Source organism: Peribacillus sp. NPDC096540 (assembly GCF_050278525.1).
In the GTDB taxonomy this organism is placed as follows: Bacteria; Bacillota; Bacilli; order Bacillales; family DSM-1321; genus Peribacillus.
In genome coordinates this window covers 128,421-147,645 of record NZ_JBNNTG010000006.1, presented here as the reverse complement: position 1 = coordinate 147,645, position 19,225 = coordinate 128,421, and the positions used below count along the sequence as shown (strand labels likewise).

Sequence of the window (19,225 nt, the reverse complement as noted above, 5' to 3'; positions counted from 1 at the left end):
CGATCGAACATGATAGAACGTGTTACAGCAACAGACGAAGCACTTACATTAATAGAATCTATTAAAAAGATACATGGATCTATCATGTTTTATCAATCTGGTGGCTGTTGCGATGGCTCTGCTCCGATGTGCTACAAAGAGGGAGATTTTCTCTTGGGAGACTCAGACATCCTTCTCGGTTCAATAGGGGATATCCCTTTTTACATGCATAAAAGCCAATACGATTATTGGAAGCATACGCAACTGATCATCGATGCTACGGAAGGGCGAGGCCCAGAATTCTCGCTCGATAGCGTAGAAGACAAACACTTCATCACACACTCACATGTTTTCACTGATGAAGAATATGAAGAAGTAAAAAAACTTCTCTAAGATGAGAAAGGGCTGTCCCAAAAGTCGAGGGAAAATTGACTTTTGAGGGCGGCCCTTTTATTTACGACCCACCTCTACAGCTTCATGACCTGCTAATATGCAGTCTCGCATGTATAATAGAACTATTTTATTACTATTTATTTATCATAAAGCTGTTTTTAAACCGTTTTTTTGATCCTTCCTTCATGCTGAAATGAAAATATAAGTCAACAACAGACTAAGTAAAAAAACACCTTAATTGGTTCAGGTCTAGAAATAGACAAGTATATGTCCTTTGAAAAAAAAGTGGAGCAGATGCTTATTTCAGCTTGTCAACAACCTAATTACAATACCGTAGAACTTTTAAAGCGTTACAAAAATGGAGTTGAAAAATAGATGAAATATAGTGAGTTTATTGACCCTGATAACTGGATAGGTGGTTTTTAAGAACTCTCGATTGAGTTTCACCTAGTTGGAAACAGGAAAACGATACTATTATGGCCATTCACAACATAAACCTTAATAAATATCTGACCTAGGATGTGTTTTTATGAATAATATGCAACGTTCTTCTAGATTACTTGAACAACCTAACATTCTCGTATTCCTCGTGGATGAGGAACGATATCCTCCCGTTTATGAAAACGTAGAAATTAAGGAGTGGCGCAAACAAAACCTCATTACACAGGAACTATTGAAATCACACGGACTAGAATTTCACAGGCATTATATAGGAAGTGCTGCCTGCAGCCCCAGTCGCGCAACGTTGTTGACTGGACAATATCCTTCACTACATGGCGTCAGCCAGACAACCGGAATTGCCAAAGAACCTTTTGACTCTGATATGTATTGGCTGAATCGAAACACCGTCCCGACGATGGGAGATTACTTTCGCGCTGCCGGTTACCAAACTTACTATAAAGGAAAATGGCATATTTCTTTTGAAGACATTATTATTCCAGGTACGCACACAAGTCTCTCAAGCTATAATCCATTAACAGGTGTACCGGACAAAAGGGAGGAAGAGTTATATTTTCGTACCAATCGTTTAGTCAACTTTGGTTTTTCAGATTGGATCGGTCCGGAACCCCACGGCAAAAATCCTCGAAACTCCGGCTCTTCGGCTGGTATTGGTCTAAGCGGAAGAGACGAAATCTATGCTGATGAAGTAATTGAGCTAATTGAGTCTCTCAATCACCAAAAAAATAATGGTAAAAATAATAAACCTTGGCTAGTCGTCGCATCATTTGTGAACCCGCACGATATTGTTTTATATGGCTCTCTTACTGCACATCTGCCTCTGTTTCGGTTTGACGTGGAATCTATTATTCCAGAAGTAGCTCCTCCTCCATCTATAAACGAGCTTCTTTTTACGAAACCTCAATGTCAAGCAAGCTATCGGGATATTTATCCCAAATGCCTGCAACCTATTCTTGATCAGTCTTTTTACCGTAAGCTTTACTACCAATTGCAAAAAAAAGCAGACCAGCAAATGTTAAAGGTATTTGAAGCCCTTACTCGCTCTCCTTTCTATGACAATACTATTGTTATATTTACTTCTGATCATGGTGATTTACTTGGTGCACACGGAAATCTGCATCAAAAATGGTACTGTGCATACGAAGAAATTTTGCATGTTCCTTTCATTATCCATAATCAACATCTCTTCCCCCAGCATAAACATTTTCATTCACTCACCAGCCATGTAGATCTCCTACCAACCTTACTTGGACTTGCGAATGTTGATATGGAAGTAATTAATGAAAGATTACAAAGAAATTTTTGCGAAATCCATCCCTTTGTAGGACGCGATCTGACTCCCGCTATCTTGGGGCAGAATCAAACTGCAATAACTGATGAAACAATATATTTCATGACCGACGATGATGTAACACGAGGACAGCACCACATAAATCCATTGGGAGAACCATATCCATCTGTTGTTCAACCTAACCATATTGAGTCCATTATTACAGCACTGCATCGAAATGGAAAAAAGGAATTATGGAAATTCTCCCGCTATTTTGACAACGTTCAATTCTGGAGTCATCCTGGAATCAGAGATGAAACCATCCAACCTATTTGGGATAATACAGCTTGTGATCAGGAGATTCATTGGATTTCTCAGGTCAAAAAGGAACCCATACAAGACGAATACGAGCTATATAATTTAACAGTTGACCCCTTAGAAACATGCAATCTTGCACATCCTTTATACGCAACGGAACATACAAAAGGCATTCAGGCTTGGATGATGAATCTATTGAAAGAGCAGCGGAAACAGAAGCGTTTATCCCCATTTAATCAAGCGTGTAATAAAGCTTAGTTGTACATTAACTAAGCTTTTTTCTTAGAAGTGATTCACTTCTAAACAATACTTCCATGTGGTCACCTTGCATTAAATATTTGTCTCCATCTAGTACAAAAACACTACTCACCATAACATTTCCATCTCCAGCATTACTGCTTATAGCACTCCATACAGTGCGCTCCATCCTTATATTAGGTAAAGGGTCGTTAACAGATTCAAGATATTGAGTGGTGTTTCTCCCTATCCCAGCAATCAGTGTAACATCAATATTTCTCATGCTAATGATCTCTTTATGACCGTTTAACTCATCAAGAAATACATTCTTCACTTGCATTATCCTATAAGGAATTACCTTCATTAAATCTATTCCAGCTACTATCAAATAATCTCCATAGTCTTTACACGGCACAAGATCTAATACACTTGGAAAATAAACATGAATCGACTCTAATTTATTCATTTAAAACCGAAGTATTCACCTGTGTCTACATGTGGATTGCGGTTTGAATTGTCACATTGACTCTCCATTCGTGTTCACAGTAAAAAGAGTGACCACAAGCAAAATTGAACGGTAATACTACTCTGTCGCCTTTTTTCACATTTGTTACTTCGGGCCCTACTTCTTCAACGATTCCCATTGGTTCATGACCGACAACATAGTCTTTTTCCTTGGATAGCTCCTTGATAAATATGAAGATCAGATCCACAGATTGCTGTTGACGTAGTTAAGCAAACTGCTCACTGTCCCCTGCTTCATATTAGATGTATAGCGTATACTCGCGAAGATATTTGTATCATTCGCCTCAAATAGCCAAGCGTCCCTCCTCATTTAGATTCGCTCCTATGCATCTTAAAAACCCAGTCAAATGACTGGGCCTAGTTAGTAATTTCAGCGTAATATTCGCCACACACTCCACATGTCCGGAGAATATGTGACAACATATGTGACGCTAGTTAAATTTACATAAAATCCCAATTACTTCAACAGCTAAGTAGATATCAGCAAGTTTTAGTTCAACTTATTTGCTGCTCCCTTATCCCCTATATTTAAAAGCTAACCCTTTTAAGAAATTCCTGGCGTATTTATCCCCGCACTCTTTATAATTCCTATGACCTGCTTTTCTTAATATAGCGCTTAATTCTCCTTTGGTTATCATGACTCCTGCCTCATCCAAAATATCAATCATATCCTCACTTGTTAATGTCAGTGCGATTTTCAATTTCTTTAGAAGGGTATTATTCACACTTTCCGAATTCCTTGCAGTCGGTGCAGGGCTTTCCGGCTGTCCTGGTTTTGGTTCTTGTTTCCCTCTTTTGAAAATGATCAAGCCATTTAAAAATGACTCTAACATCAAGTTATTGCATTTTATTTGGTTTTCATCTTCATCTATAACATCGTGGTCATATTCATCATAGTATCCGTCTTTTGGTTTTGTGAGCATCTGCATGACTTCTTCTCTTGTTACTTCAATATCCCCAAGTTTAAATATCTCTACCATATCTTTATTTTTTATATCCAGCGCATATCTTAATCGAATTAATATATCATGATTATGCATCCATAAACCTCCTGTATATTTCTCATTTTTTACAGTACCTTCATTATTTCACAAATGGATTGAAATAAACGCAGATGAAAATCCGAGAATCTTTTACAGATTCCCGGATCCTTCTGCTTATTCTTTCCTTTTCAACTTCGTCACAACTTCCACATGACTCGTCTGTGGGAACATGTCCACAGGCTGCATGGATTCTACTTCATATAATGCACTCAATTCTTGTAGGTCTTTTGCCAATGTGGATGGGTTACATGATACATACACAATGGTTTTTGGTTTGACCTTTAGGATAGTTTGCAGTAAGGATTGGTCCAGGCCAGTTCTTGGCGGGTCGGCGACTAGTACGTCCGGTTTCCATCCTTCTTTGGTCCAGCGCGGCAGGATGTTTTCGGCTTTTCCTGTTTCGTAATGCATGTTGGTGCGTTTGTGTTTGATGGCATTTTTCTTGGCGTCTTCTATGGATTCTTTGATGACGTCCATTCCGCGAACCTCTTTTGCATCTTCAGAAAGCCAAAGTCCGATGGTTCCTACGCCGCAATAGGCATCTACGACTTTTTCGGTACCGGTTAGGGCTGCCGCTTTTTTCACTTCGTCATACATGCGGACTGTTTGGACCGGATTAAGTTGGAAGAAAGTACGGGCCGATAGTTCGTACGATAGATCACCCAATGTTTCGTTGATGACTTTTTCGCCAGCAAGATGGATCGTCTTTTCGCCAAAAATAAGTGATGTGTTTTGGTTATTAATATTTTGAACGACTGATTTCACTTCCGGCAGTTGGTCACGAATTTGTTTAAGCAATTGATCTTTTTGTGGAATTTCTTCCGCTCCTGTAACTAAGACCACCTGTACTTCACCTGTTTCAAAGCCAACTCTTGTAATGACTGTACGGATCACACCTTTTCTCTTTCTTTCATTATAGATCGAGATATTCAGGTTCTTTAGGATCTTCTTCACCGTACGTGTTACTTTATTAGTAGCCTTGTGTTGGACAAGACAGTTGGGAATATCGATCAAGTTATGGGAGTTTAAGCCGTAAAGACCGGCAATCAATTTGCCATCTTTCTGACCGACCTGGTACTGACTTTTGTTGCGGTAGTTCCAAGGATCTTCCATGCCGATTGTTTCTTGTATATTTAATGAAGAAATCGGGAATTTCGTATGACGCTCCATAGCTTGAATGACGATATCGCGTTTTTCAATAAGCTGTTGACTGTAGCTTAAATGCTGTAGTTGACAACCACCACATTCTGCGTAGATGGGACATGGTGCGGCAATGCGGTGTGGCGATTCTTTCCGGATGGTTTTTATTTTTGCTTCAGAAAAGTTCGGCTGTACTTTTGTTATTAAAGCTACAATTTCTTCACCTGGTAATGCTCCAGGGACAAAGACGACTTTCTTTTTAAAGTATCCGACTCCCTCTCCGTTTATGCCGAGACGTTTAATAGTTAATGGAAGGGTTTGATTTACTTCTAGTGTTGTACCTTGCATGTTTGTCATTTCTTTTCACTCCGTTTTTCGATGCTTCTCCACAAATAGAGGGAAGCGTAGCTTAGATATGGAGCCCATTTTTCACTGTAGGTTTCCATTTCTTCTTGGGTTGGCTTCTGCGGTAAGCCGTATAAAAGTTTTATTGCATTTTGGATGCCAATATCGGCTTTTGGAAAAAGGTTCGGCCTTCCGAGTCCAAAAAGCAGGAAGTTTTCAGCCGTCCATCTACCGATTCCGCGTATTTTTATTAGTATATCCATAACCTCTTGATCGGATAGCTTTGCCAACAGATCAAGATTAAGAAGGCCATGAGTGATTTGCTGAGATAGTCCGATGACATATTCAGCTTTTCTGCCGCTGAATTGAATGGCTCTTAACTGTTCCACCTGAAGTTTTGAGGTCGTCTCCGGTGTTGGATAAAACCACACTCCATCTATTTGGTAGCCAAATGTTTTCACGAACCGTTCCGTGAGTATATGCGCAAAAGACAAGTTTAATTGCTGATGTATGATGCATTTGACGAGGCAACTGTAATAATCGAAATCCAAGACTATGGCTGTACCGCGGTGCTCTTCGAAGATTTCTCGCAAATCGGATTCTCGGAAATGCTGGGAAACGCCTTCTAATGGCAGATGCCAATGAAAAACTTTTTTTAACCGTTCGATTGCTTTAGACTTGTATTCCTCTGATTGACCTCTAATGATAAAGGTCGGTTCTTCGATGTTTCCTATTACCTTAACATGCAAAACGACTGGTTCTTTTTCTATATAAAGCGGAACTTTTACCGTTCTGTTAGTAAAATCAACTACTTGAAGTGGGTCTAACGATAATCGTTCGAGAACAAGGTCGAAATTATATGGTCCCTGGACCTGTAATTTTTCCGTCCACACAAGCGATCCATCCTTTAGCAGTTTTCCACGTATTATAGCATGTTTCCTGAAATATTACTTAAAAAATGAGGAGAATGGAAAAAAGCGGGACCTGTAATTTCACTTCAGGTTCCGCTTTTTATTTTAATAAAGCATTCGATTTGGCAATTGTTTTTTTATCATTAAATCATCAAGGGAGCTGAATGTGTATCCTTGTTTTTCAAGATCAGTCAGAATCGAGTCAAGCGCCTCTGCATTATCTTTTGAAACAGTATGCAGTAATAAAATCGCCCCTGGATGAATCTGTTTAAGCACTTCATCATGGGCGAAAGCAGCACCCTTTTGTTGGTCAACGACCCAGTCTTTATAAGCAAGCGACCAAAAAATGTGGTAATATCCTTCTTTTTGTGCGACTTTCATTGTTCTCTCATTGAATACACCACGCGGTGGCCTTAGGTAGTTCATCCCCCGTTGACCGGTTAATTTTTCAGTTGCCTTTTTAACCCGTTGCAGTTCGGTGCGAATGACTTCGTCTGTCACACTGGTCATATCAGGGTGGTTCCAGGAGTGGTTTCCGATGATATGTCCTTCATTCGCCATACGGATAACAAGCTCAGGTGCGGTTTTTAAATAATGACCAGTGACGAAAAAAGTTCCCGGGGCTTTATGTTTTTTTAACACATCTAGAATCTGGGCGGTATAGCCATTTTCATAACCATTATCAAACGTTAAGTATATGTCTTTTTTCGTTGTGTCACCTTTATAAATTGCCTCATATTTAGGTAGCATTTCATTGAAGTTCTTTCCTGCATCGGCCGGAGTTCCATTTTTCCCTTTATTGAAGCCCCAATTATAGGACTCCGCTAGAGCTGGGCTTGCCAAAGACCAAATCAAGCATATAAAAGCGGATAGAATCGCGATTTTTTTCATTGGATTATCCCCCATGTTCTTTTTTCTTAGTGTTTGAAACATGGTGATTTATATACATGATATTGCCGTAGGTCGAATTATTCGTGACAACGGTCGAATTATTGGTCTGTAGGTCGAATTATTCGTGATGACGGTCGAATTATTGGTCTGTAGGTCGAATTATTGCCATGTAGGTCGAATTTTATCCACAAAGGACGAATTATCATCCCACAACGAGCGAATTCCACGCAAAAAAGGCCTTTCCTCCTAAAAGGATAGGCCCCCCTATCTATTTAACCTTTAAATAACGTCTGTACCGCCTTCCAAATGATGACGATGGCAAAAACGATAGCGGTTATAATTCCAATTACGTCTAGAGTTGGTTCAAGTCCGGAGAAAATCGTGCCTGCCACAGGAAGATGGATGAAAGCAAAACCTGTTAACATTGCGACAAAAAACAATAAGAAGTTATTTTGCATTTTACTCCCCCCTTTCTCTTCTAATGTATGAGCAAAGGTGCAAAAAGATTGTACTTTTTTAAGGCAATAATAGCCTTTTTTTTCATATACATTAGCAAGGGGGCGTATACAATGCTGGAATGGGTGATTACGTTAGGCTTTATTGGTTGTCTGGGATTAGGCGCGGGACTGTTTGTTTATTTTGTGAAAAGTGGATTGGATTTAGAGGATTCAAAAAGGATTGATCCATTGCCGAAAATAGAAGAGTAAGGTAAAAAGACGCTCAACTAAATTGGTGAGCGTCTTTTGCATACTTCTTATTTAAATACAGGTTCTTTGAATTGTGACAGTTTTTCTAATGAAGATTGCTGTACGTCTTTATGCAGGCTGTTTCCATGTGAATCCATGGTAACAACTGCGGTAAACCCTTCAACGTTCAGATGCCACATTGCTTCAGGAATACCAAATTCAGTGAAGTTCACACCTTCGACTGATTTAATGCAGTCTGCATAATATTGAGCTGCTCCGCCGATCGCGTTTAAATAAACACCACCGTGTTCGCTTAGTGCTTCTAGTGTTTTTGGACCCATTCCGCCTTTACCGATAACAGCGCGAATGCCGAATCTTTTCATGATATCGCCTTGGTATGGTTCTTCACGAATACTTGTTGTCGGACCTGCAGCTTTCACGTGCCATTTGCCTTCTTCGTCCTTCAGCATAACCGGCCCACAATGATAGATAACCTGTCCATCAAGGTCAATTGGTGCAGGGTTTTCAGACAAGTGCTTGTGTATCGCGTCACGGCCAGTATACATTCTTCCATTAATCCGGACTACGTCACCAACTTTCAGCTCACGGATTTGTTCTTCCGTAATTGGTGCCTGAAGGATAATTTCACGCGGTGCTTCAACTTCAGCTTCTATTGCTGCGGCTACTTCTTCTTTCGCTGCTTTTTCTGCTTCTAGAGCAAAGTCAATTTTCTCGCCATCTTGATATAACCATTCATTGATTTCGCCTGTTTCTGGGCTAACTTTCACACCTAAGCGACGGAAAGCCCAACAGTTGTAAGCAACCGATACGAAAAAGCTTGCCGGAATACGGTGCATGACACCAACCTTACAGCCAAGCAGTGTTGTTTCGCCGCCAAAGCCCATTGTGCCAATTCCTAATTCATTAGCCGTCTCCATGATATACTCTTCTAGTTTACGGAGATCCTCATTCGGATTCACATCTTCGTTACTGCGGAAAAGTTGAGCCTTAGCCAAATCATATCCGGATGAACGGTCTCCCCCGATACCAACGCCAATGAACCCTGCGCTACAGCCTTGACCTTGCGCTTGGTAGACGGAATGAAGAACACATTTACGGATTCCATCTAAATCACGGCCGGCTTTACCTAATCCTTCAAGTTCCATCGGCAGACTGTATTGAATATTTTTATTTTCACAGCCGCCGCCTTTTAATATTAGACGCACATCAATGTAATCTTTTTCCCATTGATCGAATTTCATGACAGGAAGACCTTCCCCAAGGTTATCCCCGCTGTTTTCACCTGACAAAGAGTCAACGGCATTTGGACGAAGCTTTCCGCCCTTTGTTGCTAAAATGATTGCATTTCGAATTGCTTCTTTTATTTCAAGTTGGTTCACACCAACTGGAGTTTTAATTTTAAATGTCGGCAGACCTGTATCTTGACAAATCGGTGATACATTGTCGTCAGCCATTGTAATATTATTCGTAATTGTTGTTAGGCTCAACGCTGAACGCGTACCTGCATTTTCACGTTGTTTCGCACTTTTGACCGCACGACGAACATCCTTTGGAAGATTCGTTGAAGTTTCAACGATAAGACTGTACATACTTTCTTGGAATTTTTGAATATCCAAATTTCTCTTCCCCCTCTTATTTCCCCTAGATTTAATCATTCACTGCTTCTCTATTAAGTTCGAATGATACAACACCCGTTTTATTATACATCTAACATAATCTTTCGAAAACAAGTAATTAATTTTCTTAATGGAAATCGGTGTGTAGAAAAATAATCAAGGCGCAAAGATTAGCATAAAGTAAAAAAATATTACCAATCATTACCTAATACTGAATAGCCATTTTTCATCATTACATATAAAAAGAGATGACGAGTAAATGGCGTCATCCCTTTTATGAATATTAATTATAAAAAAATCATACTATCGTACAGATATTATCCTTCTTTGCGCGTTTTAAATTGTTCTACTTTAACTTCCAAATCATCAAGCATGCCGATTAAGCGATCAATATCTTCTAATTCTGTATTTTCTGGTTCAATATGGTCAAGAACCTCCATGAACATCGTGAGGCGTTCTTTTAAATATGTTAATTGTTCGTTTTTACCTGTAATGGATTTTCCCATGAGGCACTCTCCTTCCGTTCTTCTTCCATCGTAACGAAATCCTCTTGAAAGTGCAATGGCAAGCTAAAATGAAGCACCACGCCATTTGACAATTTTTGTGCCCATTGTTCATAATGGGTTAGTGCATTATTACGTAAGGAGTTTTAAACATGTCTATAATCAAGCAAGATCTTTTAACACCAATCACACCCAAGTATGATCCTTGGGAAGCATATATGGACGTTGAACAATACGGAAAGCTCAGTCTTACCAATGTTGAATTCACAACCACTACCCTTTGCAATATGCGTTGCGAACATTGTGCAGTCGGTTACACACTTCAGCCAAAAGACCCGGTTGCTCTTCCTTTAGAATTAATAATTCAGCGCCTCGATGAGATACCATTGCTTCGCTCGCTAAGTATAACTGGCGGTGAACCAATGCTTTCTAGAAAACAAGTGAAAAATTATGTTTTACCTTTATTGAAATATGCTCGTAGCCGTGGAGTTCGTACCCAAATCAATTCTAACTTGACCCTTGACTTGGAACGGTATGAAGAAATCATACCCTATTTGGATGTTCTTCATATTTCCCATAACTGGGGAACGATCGATGAATTCATCGATATCGGTTTTGCCATGATGGACCGCAAGCCTTCGCGCGAGCAACGAAAAAAATTATTTGATAAAATGATTGAAAATTCCCGTGCCCTGACAAAAGCTGGTGTGCTAGTTTCTGCAGAAACGATGCTTAATAAGCGCACCTTGCCGCATCTAGAGCATATCCACAGACAGATTGTCGATGAAATGGGATGTCAGCGCCATGAAATACATCCGATGTACCCAAGTGATTTCGCCTCAGCACTTGAAACTTTATCATTGGAGAACATGCGTGAGGCGATTCATCATCTACTTGATATTCGGGATGAAAATGTATGGATGCTTTTCGGAACGCTCCCATTCTATCCATGTAACAACAGCAAAGAAGATTTAGAGTTGCTTAAGCGGCTTTACAGTGCTAATAAAGTGACAGTTCGGAATGACCCTGATGGACGCTCTCGTTTGAATGTCAATATTTTTACTGGAGAAGTCATTGTTACCGATTTTGGGGATGCACCTACATTGGGAAATATCATTGATCAGCCGTTGACCGAATCCTATAAAACATGGATGAATTCGAAGCTGGCCAATGAATTAAACTGCCACTGTTCAGCAGTTAAATGTCTCGGTCCGAATGTTCTTGTCAAAAATGCCTATTACCCTAAAGAAGACTTCAGTGTAAGAAAGTCAAATATATGAGAAAAAACTCGCCAATTAGGCGAGTTTTTTTTACTTCACCTTCATTACCGTGGCTGTTGCGAAACAGTGAAGCTGAAGGAAACATGGTCCTGAACTGGTATCCAAGCGCCTATACCTTGTGAGGTGATATTTTTAATCGTAATCGAGCGTTTATTTCCTTTAAGCTTCAAATATACTTCTCCATAGGTGACCTTACCTTTTTCATTGACGGCAGATGCATAGCTAGATAAATAACCAATCCGATTTGAAGCAACATTGTATACTTCGTCTTTTTTCGTACCAGCGCCAATAATCGTTTCAAAAGCGAGTGGCAAATGGGTCTTTTCCGTAGCTTTTAATAGCATCATCTTTTTAACATCCTCGGCCTTAGGAATTTTCGCTGTTAATCCACCACTCACTGCCTTTTGGTTTTCTTGGACATAACGGATTCTGTATGGAACATCACCGCCTCGATTATCATAGTAATTCATATTGATCTTTTGATATTCCCAATTGGGGGCCGTTTCGGAAGACTCGTAATTCAATGCCCAATTGCCAAGGTAAATGGTCGCCCTGTAACCAAAAGCAAGCGGCGCTTTTGCAATTGCTGATTCATTCAACATATGAATGAGTTCTGGATTTTCAATCTTTATATCCGATGAATCAATCAACTGTTTGGCGAACTCACTCGGCTGCAGCATTGGAAGATCCTGAGTCGAGTTCGGATACGTATTCTCCTTCGCAATATTTAATACGGAAGGCGGGATATTCACCTTGTTCGGAGTTGTTTTATCTCCGGCTGATATATGGGCTGCAAAACTTACATTCGCCTGAATAAAGGCAGTTAGGGCAAACACTGTAATAAGAATAAGACGTCTCATGCTGTAGCACTCCTTTAAAAGGTTCAATCATTTTGTTTATAGATTTTGTTTTTACTCAACATTCTATACATTTCAATAACATGTTGATTTTGTAATAAATTTGTAAAGTTCAGAATATTTACTTTTCTATACAAATCGGTTATACTTAACTTACATTATAAAAAGGAGGCGAAATCGTTCATACCTAATAAACGTTCAGGAGGTATGCTTATCGATCTAAGACACCCTTTTCAAGGATGACAGAAAACGAATTCGCCACTTACTTAAATTTGATGTAAAAGGATGGTGTAACACTCTAGAATTATTTCTCAACTTTAACAGAAGCATGAAGAAAAATTTTGGATTAATTTATGAATGGTAATTTACTAATATAGAAATGGCTCTGCTAAAATAACCTGGGCAGAGTCATTTTTATTTGTATCCGCGTTTCTCATAAAGAAAGACCTCCCGATTCGGAAGGCCTGACACTCTTATAATAGGTAAAATCCAATCCCCATAATAAAATACGCAGCTAACAGGGTAAGTCCTTCAAACCAGTTCGTTTCTCCGTCATTCGAAATCATAATCATTAGAAAGACAGCTGTAACCATTGAAATCAACTCAGGCAATGTGAAAACAAGCGGCATATGTGTTGGATACATTAATGATATCAACACTAGGACAGGAGCAACGAACATCGCTACTTGCAGCGTAGAACCGACTGCAATCTCAACTGCCACATCCATTTTATTTTTATATGCCATAATAACGGCTGATGCATGTTCAGCTGCGTTACCTACAATGGCAACGATAATGACCCCAATAAATAACTCTGTCCAGCCAAACGTTTCTCCGACTTCACTGAAAGTATGAACAAGTTTTTCCGATACATAAGCAACAGCCAATGTTGCAATAGCAAGGATAGAAATGGCCTTTTTCTTGCTCCATTCAGGTACTTCCTCTTCATGTTCCTCATGGGCTTCTCTTTTTTCCGCATGCTTATAAACCCCGCGATGAGTAACTAATTTAAAGAATAATGCCGCTAAGTATAATAAGATTAAAATAATGGAAATTCCGACACTTAACGACATCGTACTTGATTCGCTCATGTTTTGAGTGAACACTTCCGGTATCACAAAAGCAACAACAACGGCGAAAATTAGCAGACCAGCATTATGCCTTGCATCGAACACATTAAATTTCTGCCGTTTGTACCTCGTCCCCCCAATAAAGAAGGAAAGTCCTGCAACCAACAATAAGTTCCCTAATACCGATCCAGTCAAAGAGGCTAATACAACGCCCACTAGCCCTGCCTTCAATGAAAAAATGGAAATAATAAGTTCGACTGCATTACCAAAGGTTGCGTTCAACAGTCCGCCAATCCTTGGGCCCATCACAATCGCTAGACTTTCCGTTGCCCGTCCCATAAAACCTGCAAGCGCGATAATTGTTAAACAATATACGATAAACATGATTACACTTGGCCAATGCATCAAAGAACCAATAACCGATAAAGGGACACCTAAGAAAACGAGTCCCATAAATATTTTATCCACGATATTTCTCCTCACAATCCTATATGCAATTTAATATGTAACAAAAACTATCATACATAATCTTCCTGAAATGAAAAAGAGAATTTTTAACGATATTCTCTTCATGTCAACATTTACCCAAATTTCTGTTGCTTAATCCTCTATCCTGCATGTAACATCAACAAGGTATACATATCTTAGGAGTCGAAAACTTATGAATCAAAAGCTGCTTATTAGTGTTCTAATTTGTATGGTCGGCATATCTGGATTTTCTCAAGGAATGCTTCTGCCAATTATCGCAATCATTTTTGAAAATGACGGAATTAGCTCTTCCTTAAATGGATTTCATGCTGCTTCACTTTATATAGGGATTCTTTTAATTTCTCCCTTCATGGAAGCACCTCTCCGCAAATATGGCTATAAGCCATTAATATTATTTGGCGGAATAACCGTAATTCTTTCACTTGCTTTATTTCCGGTCTGGAAATCATTCTGGTTTTGGTTTGCTCTGCGTTTTTTCATCGGAATTGGTGATCATACTCTTCACTTTGCTACCCAGACATGGATTACCGCTGTTTCCCCTTCAGCAAAGCGCGGAAGGAATATTGCTATTTATGGATTATTTTTCAGTCTTGGTTTTATGGTTGGTCCGCTAATGACGAAGCTTCTGGAGATTAATCAGTCTTTGCCATTCATCATTACATCCATACTAAGCTTGCTTACGTGGATGACTGTATTCCTGATTAAAAACGAGCTTCCTGAACAGGATGAATCAGAAAGCACATCATTCTTAGGTACACTCAAACGGTTTACGAAAGTGAGTCGCATTGCTTGGGTCGCCTTTTTACTCCCTTTCACCTTTGGCGTGCTTGAAGCCTCATTGAATAGCAACTTTCCAGTATTCGCATTGCGCTCTGGAATTGATTTAACCGCAGTATCGCTTATCATTCCAGCATTTTCAGGTGGTACTTTACTTTCACAGATTCCGCTTGGAATGCTCAGTGACCGATTTGGCAGACGAAAAATCTTGCTGATCATTCTTTTTTCAGGCTTTACCGTATTTACTCTAGCTGGGATTGTTTCATATTCCGTAATCGGTCTGTTCATTTGCTTCCTGCTTGGCGGGATGATGGTGGGTTCGACTTTCTCTTTAGGAATCAGTTATATGGCAGACCTTTTGCCTCGCAACCTATTACCTGCAGGAAATCTGTTATGCAGCATCTTCTACAGTCTCGGCAGCATTGGTGGTCCATTTTTCGGTGGTTTAGTCATCGAATACTTACAAGGAGGTAATTTTTTCTATTTAATCAGTATAATGCTTCTTCTTGTCTTTATTTCACTGGTACTATTTAAGGAAAAAAAAGTGCCTGCTTTAAGCTTGTAGTATAGTTTATTATCTGAACTACTCCATTTATTATTCAATTTGTAGTGTTTTTATCATATAGTGGTCAAATGATTCAATTTATTGTTATTTATATTTTTTCCTAGATTAGAATCATTCTTCTTTATTTTTGAATAGGATATGTGGTATTATAATATTAGTAAAAGGAACACTACATTAATAAACCTTTGCAATCGTTGCTGTCATCGCAATTTCGGTGACAGCTTTCATATTTTATTCAGAAAAATGATGTTGATTATCTTTCTCAATTAGATATAATACAAATGATAATCTATATCAATTACACACAAAATAAAGAAGAATATGGGAGGGAATCTTATGACTACTAATACTAAACAATTAACCCAACCGGCTCCATGCAAAACCTCTTGGTTGGAAAAAGTAAAACCCCATCTAGAACTTATAGCCGCATTGTTTAGCGGTGTATTAATATTATTGGGCTGGATGTTGTCCAACATTGGGCTGGAAACTCCTTCTATCCTTATATATTTAGCATCCTTTGTGATCGGCGGATATGCCAAGGCAAAAGAGGGATTTGAAGATACGATTGCCGATAAGGAATTGAATGTAGAGATGCTAATGATTTTCGCGGCCATCGGTTCTGCGATTATCGGATACTGGACGGAAGGTGCGATTTTAATTTTCATCTTTGCTTTGAGCGGGGCGCTTGAAACATACACAATGAATAAAAGTCATAAAGAAATTTCAGCACTTATGGATTTACAGCCGGAAGAAGCGCTGCGAATCACAAATGGATATGAAGAAACTGTAGCCGTTTCCCTGCTACATGTCGGGGACCTAATTTTAGTAAAGCCAGGTGAAAGAATACCCTCTGATGGAAAAATTACGGACGGACGTACCAATATTGATGAAGCGGCGATCACTGGCGAATCTATTCCCGTTAGTAAATCATTGGATGATGAAGTATTTGCGGGAACAGTGAATCTGCGTGGAACGATTACCGTAGAAATTACGAAACCAGCAAACGAAACATTATTTCAAAAAATAATTACTCTCGTTCAATCGGCTCAAAGTGAAAAGTCTCCTTCTCAGCTGTTCATAGAACGTTTTGAAGGGACCTATGTAAAAATTGTATTAACCGTTGTCGCTTTGATGTTGTTCGTACCGCATTTTGTATTAGGGTGGAGTTGGACCGAAACATTCTACAGGGCAATGATTTTGCTTGTTGTTGCTTCACCTTGTGCCCTCGTAGCATCTATTATGCCCGCCACGCTATCTGCCATCTCTAATGGTGCTCGTCATGGAATTCTATTTAAAGGCGGTATCCATCTTGAGAATCTTGGTAACTTGAGGGCAATTGCCTTAGATAAAACCGGAACATTAACAAAAGGAAAACCAGAGGTAACGGATGTCATTATCCGTGAAGATTTAAACGAGGAAGATTTCCTATTCCATATTGCATCTGTTGAAAATTATTCGAACCATCCTTTGGCAACATCAATTGTGCGCTACGCTAAAACTAAATTAGCAAAAGACATTATCAAACCGGATAATATGGAAGATATCTCAGGTAATGGGGTTCAAGCATATTTCAATGGAGTGCTTTGGCAAGTCGGAAAAGCTGATTTCGTTGGTAGAAGTGAAGCCGAACAATTTCAAAATGGTATTGCACTAACACTAGCTGAACAAGGAAAGACGATAGTTTATGCAAGAGACAATCAAGGTATTGCCGGTATTCTTACATTGAAAGACGTGGTGCGTGAAGAAACGATTACTGCCATCGAAGCATTGAAAAATGAAGGCATTCATACCGTTATGCTGACAGGCGATGGTGAAAAAACCGCTAAAGCGATAGCATCTGAGAGCCATATTGATGCATATATTGCTGAATGCTTACCTGAAACTAAGGTTACTGAAGTGAAAAAGTTAAAAGAACAATACGGTACTGTAGCAATGGTTGGAGATGGAATTAATGATGCACCTGCACTTGCAACTGCTTCTGTCGGGATTGCAATGGGCGAGGGCACAGATGTTGCGCTGGAAACAGCGGATGTTGTCCTGATGAAGAATGACCTACCGCGTATTGCCGAAGCCGTAAGGTTATCTAAGAAAATGAACCGAATCATCAAACAAAACGTCGTTTTCTCGATTTCTGTCATTATGGTTCTGATTGCATCCAACTTCCTTCAATTCCTCGACCTTCCTTATGGCGTCATTGGCCATGAAGGTAGCACCATTCTAGTTATTCTGAACAGTTTAAGATTATTGAGAAACTAAACAAAAAAAGGGAGCCTATAAGGCCCCTTTTTTTGTGTGTTCATTCTATTTAGTGATAGCCGTTTTTCCCATTAGCAGAACCTGACGTTTTATGGTTCGAACCTTTTTTTCCTTTTTGCTTTTTGTTGCTTTTACCCATGAAAGAACTCCTCCCTACTACTAAGTTGTCATTTCTTGATTAGTATTAGCTGCAGGACTTATAGCTATTACGGGAACTTTAGGCAGCTCATTCACATTTTGGCTGTTCTTTATTACTTATGAGGGCATTAATTTCCCCACCTAGAATTATGATTAGCCCTGATAAGTAAAACCAGACCATTAACACGATTATCCCACCAAGGCTCCCATATGTAGCCGAATAATTTGCGAAGTACTGTACATAAAAAGAAAATAAAAAGGAAACGAGACTCCAGCCAGCCGTGGCAAAAATAGCACCCGGAATCACTGTTAGACATTTCAACTTTTTGTTGGGCGCAATCAAATAGAGGATAGTAAACACGATGAATAATACAAGTGTGCTAATCGCCCAGCGCAAATGATTCCAAATCGATAAAAACTCGTCAGATAGTCCAAATTCGGCAAATAAAAATATACCTATCTGCTTTCCGAATACAGGAAGCAACAAAGCGACAATAAAAACAAAAATCATCGCTAATGTGAGAATAATCGACATTCCCCGGGAAATAAAGAAAGTTCGACTTTCTTTTACACCATACGCATGATTAAAGGCTTTAATAATTGCATTCATTCCATTAGATGCCGACCATATTGTTCCGATGACACCAAACGACAATAAGGTACTATTCCCTTTCATAACTTCTGCTAGATTTCCCTCAATGATTGCCATAGAACCATCTGGTGCATATGAACGGACTATACGTAAAATATCTTCCTGTGAAAATGGCAGGTAGGCCAATAAAGTAAATAGGAAAATAAGTAACGGAAACAGGGAAAGTAAAAAGAAATAGGACAGCTGTGCGGCAAGCCCCGACACATCATCCACCTGTAACCGTTTTATGAAAGCTTTGAAGAATGACCCTTTCAGCCATTCTTTTTTATTGGCCATACCTCCACCTCATTATTTAATTTAAGGGAATACGCTCTTCTAAATCATGATTAGAAGACGATTCTTGATGCCCTTCCGCAGAGAAGACCTCTTTCGTCTCCATCACGACATGGGCAACTTGCGATGGAATATCTTTCATCTCCTCTACCCTTTGGGAAATGAAGGAAACATCATCGGAAATTTTTTCAACTGTGGCACGGACTTTTGAAGATGTTTCACGTACTTGAGTTAGAATTCCATTGGGGTTTTTCACAAGTTCTTTCATATTATTCATGCAACTTTTGCTGTTTGCCAATACGGAACTACGCGTGTTTTTATCAAAAAGACTAACTGCAGCCCCAGCTAGAGCCCCTATAAAGACCGCTTGCATAAATTTACTTTTCTTTGCACACTTATATTCTTCACGAATGTTGCTCATATATTCTCCTCCTCGTCATATATTAGTTGATGGGTAATAGTGGCTATCTCCATTATACAGTGTTTAAAAAAGTTTTTTCCTATCTTTTCCCAAACAGGCTCACTTTAAAA

Annotated in this window: 18 protein-coding genes and 1 pseudogene; 6 read left to right on the top strand and 13 right to left on the bottom strand. The window is 39.3% G+C overall.

The window, feature by feature from the left end; translation table 11 throughout:
- The first annotated feature begins 9 nt into the window (after positions 1-9).
- Entirely contained in the window at positions 10-372 is a 363-nt protein-coding gene (locus tag ACQKMR_RS08605; protein WP_427696923.1) for a DUF779 domain-containing protein, read from the top strand.
- Between the two features lie 529 nt (positions 373-901).
- Entirely contained in the window at positions 902-2,677 is a 1,776-nt protein-coding gene (locus ACQKMR_RS08600) for a sulfatase-like hydrolase/transferase (protein ID WP_427696922.1), read from the top strand.
- Positions 2,678-2,684: 7 nt separating this feature from the next.
- Here ACQKMR_RS08600 and ACQKMR_RS08595 read toward each other — a convergent pair whose 3' ends face one another.
- From ACQKMR_RS08595 to ACQKMR_RS08565, 7 genes and pseudogenes are all read right to left on the bottom strand, one after another.
- On the bottom strand, positions 2,685-3,122 hold the full coding sequence (locus tag ACQKMR_RS08595) for a hypothetical protein (protein WP_427696921.1): 438 nt from the start codon (positions 3,120-3,122) through the stop codon (positions 2,685-2,687).
- Positions 3,123-3,124: 2 nt separating this feature from the next.
- Positions 3,125-3,385: pseudogene (locus tag ACQKMR_RS08590) on the bottom strand (alcohol dehydrogenase catalytic domain-containing protein); the annotation flags it as partial.
- 311 nt (positions 3,386-3,696) lie between these two features.
- On the bottom strand, positions 3,697-4,221 hold the full coding sequence (locus tag ACQKMR_RS08585; RefSeq protein WP_427696920.1) for a DUF1456 family protein: 525 nt from the start codon (positions 4,219-4,221) through the stop codon (positions 3,697-3,699).
- 117 nt (positions 4,222-4,338) lie between these two features.
- Complete coding sequence (gene rlmD, locus ACQKMR_RS08580; protein WP_427696919.1) at positions 4,339-5,721, bottom strand: 23S rRNA (uracil(1939)-C(5))-methyltransferase RlmD; 1,383 nt, start codon at positions 5,719-5,721, stop codon at positions 4,339-4,341.
- A complete protein-coding gene (locus tag ACQKMR_RS08575; protein WP_427696918.1) occupies positions 5,718-6,602 on the bottom strand; it encodes a DNA-3-methyladenine glycosylase family protein in 885 nt (294 codons plus the stop codon). Before ACQKMR_RS08575 ends, rlmD begins: the two co-directional genes overlap by 4 nt.
- Before the next feature lie 123 nt (positions 6,603-6,725).
- The gene (pdaA, locus tag ACQKMR_RS08570) at positions 6,726-7,511 is read right to left on the bottom strand and encodes a delta-lactam-biosynthetic de-N-acetylase (RefSeq protein WP_427696917.1); all 786 of its coding nucleotides are present in this window, start codon (positions 7,509-7,511) and stop codon (positions 6,726-6,728) included.
- 272 nt (positions 7,512-7,783) lie between these two features.
- A complete protein-coding gene (locus ACQKMR_RS08565; RefSeq protein WP_427696916.1) occupies positions 7,784-7,969 on the bottom strand; it encodes a hypothetical protein in 186 nt (61 codons plus the stop codon).
- Positions 7,970-8,080: 111 nt separating this feature from the next.
- Here ACQKMR_RS08565 and ACQKMR_RS08560 point away from each other — a divergent pair, with 111 nt between their 5' ends.
- Positions 8,081-8,218: a hypothetical protein gene (locus ACQKMR_RS08560; protein ID WP_427696915.1), complete on the top strand. Its 138-nt coding sequence runs from the start codon at positions 8,081-8,083 to the stop codon at positions 8,216-8,218.
- 47 nt (positions 8,219-8,265) lie between these two features.
- On the opposite strand, the gene ACQKMR_RS08555 is transcribed toward ACQKMR_RS08560, so the two are convergent.
- Positions 8,266-9,834, bottom strand: coding sequence for a fumarate hydratase (locus ACQKMR_RS08555; protein ID WP_427696914.1), 1,569 nt, complete (start codon positions 9,832-9,834; stop codon positions 8,266-8,268).
- 317 nt (positions 9,835-10,151) lie between these two features.
- Entirely contained in the window at positions 10,152-10,340 is a 189-nt protein-coding gene (locus ACQKMR_RS08550; protein ID WP_427696913.1) for an SE1561 family protein, read from the bottom strand.
- Between the two features lie 155 nt (positions 10,341-10,495).
- Here ACQKMR_RS08550 and yfkAB point away from each other — a divergent pair, with 155 nt between their 5' ends.
- On the top strand, positions 10,496-11,617 hold the full coding sequence (yfkAB, locus tag ACQKMR_RS08545) for a radical SAM/CxCxxxxC motif protein YfkAB (RefSeq protein WP_427696949.1): 1,122 nt from the start codon (positions 10,496-10,498) through the stop codon (positions 11,615-11,617).
- A gap of 44 nt (positions 11,618-11,661) precedes the next feature.
- On the opposite strand, the gene ACQKMR_RS08540 is transcribed toward yfkAB, so the two are convergent.
- Together ACQKMR_RS08540 and cax are read right to left on the bottom strand one after the other, a co-directional pair.
- The gene (locus ACQKMR_RS08540; protein WP_427696912.1) at positions 11,662-12,477 is read right to left on the bottom strand and encodes a YfkD family protein; all 816 of its coding nucleotides are present in this window, start codon (positions 12,475-12,477) and stop codon (positions 11,662-11,664) included.
- Between the two features lie 470 nt (positions 12,478-12,947).
- Positions 12,948-14,015 carry a calcium/proton exchanger gene (gene cax / locus ACQKMR_RS08535; protein ID WP_427696948.1) on the bottom strand — a complete coding sequence of 356 codons (1,068 nt, stop codon included), beginning with the start codon at positions 14,013-14,015 and terminating at the stop codon, positions 12,948-12,950.
- A gap of 190 nt (positions 14,016-14,205) precedes the next feature.
- On the opposite strand from cax, the gene ACQKMR_RS08530 reads away from it, so the two are divergent.
- Together ACQKMR_RS08530 and ACQKMR_RS08525 are read left to right on the top strand one after the other, a co-directional pair.
- Entirely contained in the window at positions 14,206-15,375 is a 1,170-nt protein-coding gene (locus ACQKMR_RS08530; protein ID WP_427696911.1) for an MFS transporter, read from the top strand.
- 321 nt (positions 15,376-15,696) lie between these two features.
- Positions 15,697-17,631: a heavy metal translocating P-type ATPase gene (locus ACQKMR_RS08525; protein ID WP_427696910.1), complete on the top strand. Its 1,935-nt coding sequence runs from the start codon at positions 15,697-15,699 to the stop codon at positions 17,629-17,631.
- 226 nt (positions 17,632-17,857) lie between these two features.
- Here ACQKMR_RS08525 and ACQKMR_RS08520 read toward each other — a convergent pair whose 3' ends face one another.
- Positions 17,858-18,697, bottom strand: coding sequence for a YihY/virulence factor BrkB family protein (locus ACQKMR_RS08520; protein ID WP_427696909.1), 840 nt, complete (start codon positions 18,695-18,697; stop codon positions 17,858-17,860).
- A gap of 16 nt (positions 18,698-18,713) precedes the next feature.
- Complete coding sequence (locus tag ACQKMR_RS08515; protein ID WP_427696908.1) at positions 18,714-19,115, bottom strand: YtxH domain-containing protein; 402 nt, start codon at positions 19,113-19,115, stop codon at positions 18,714-18,716.
- Between the last annotated feature and the right edge of the window lie 110 nt (positions 19,116-19,225).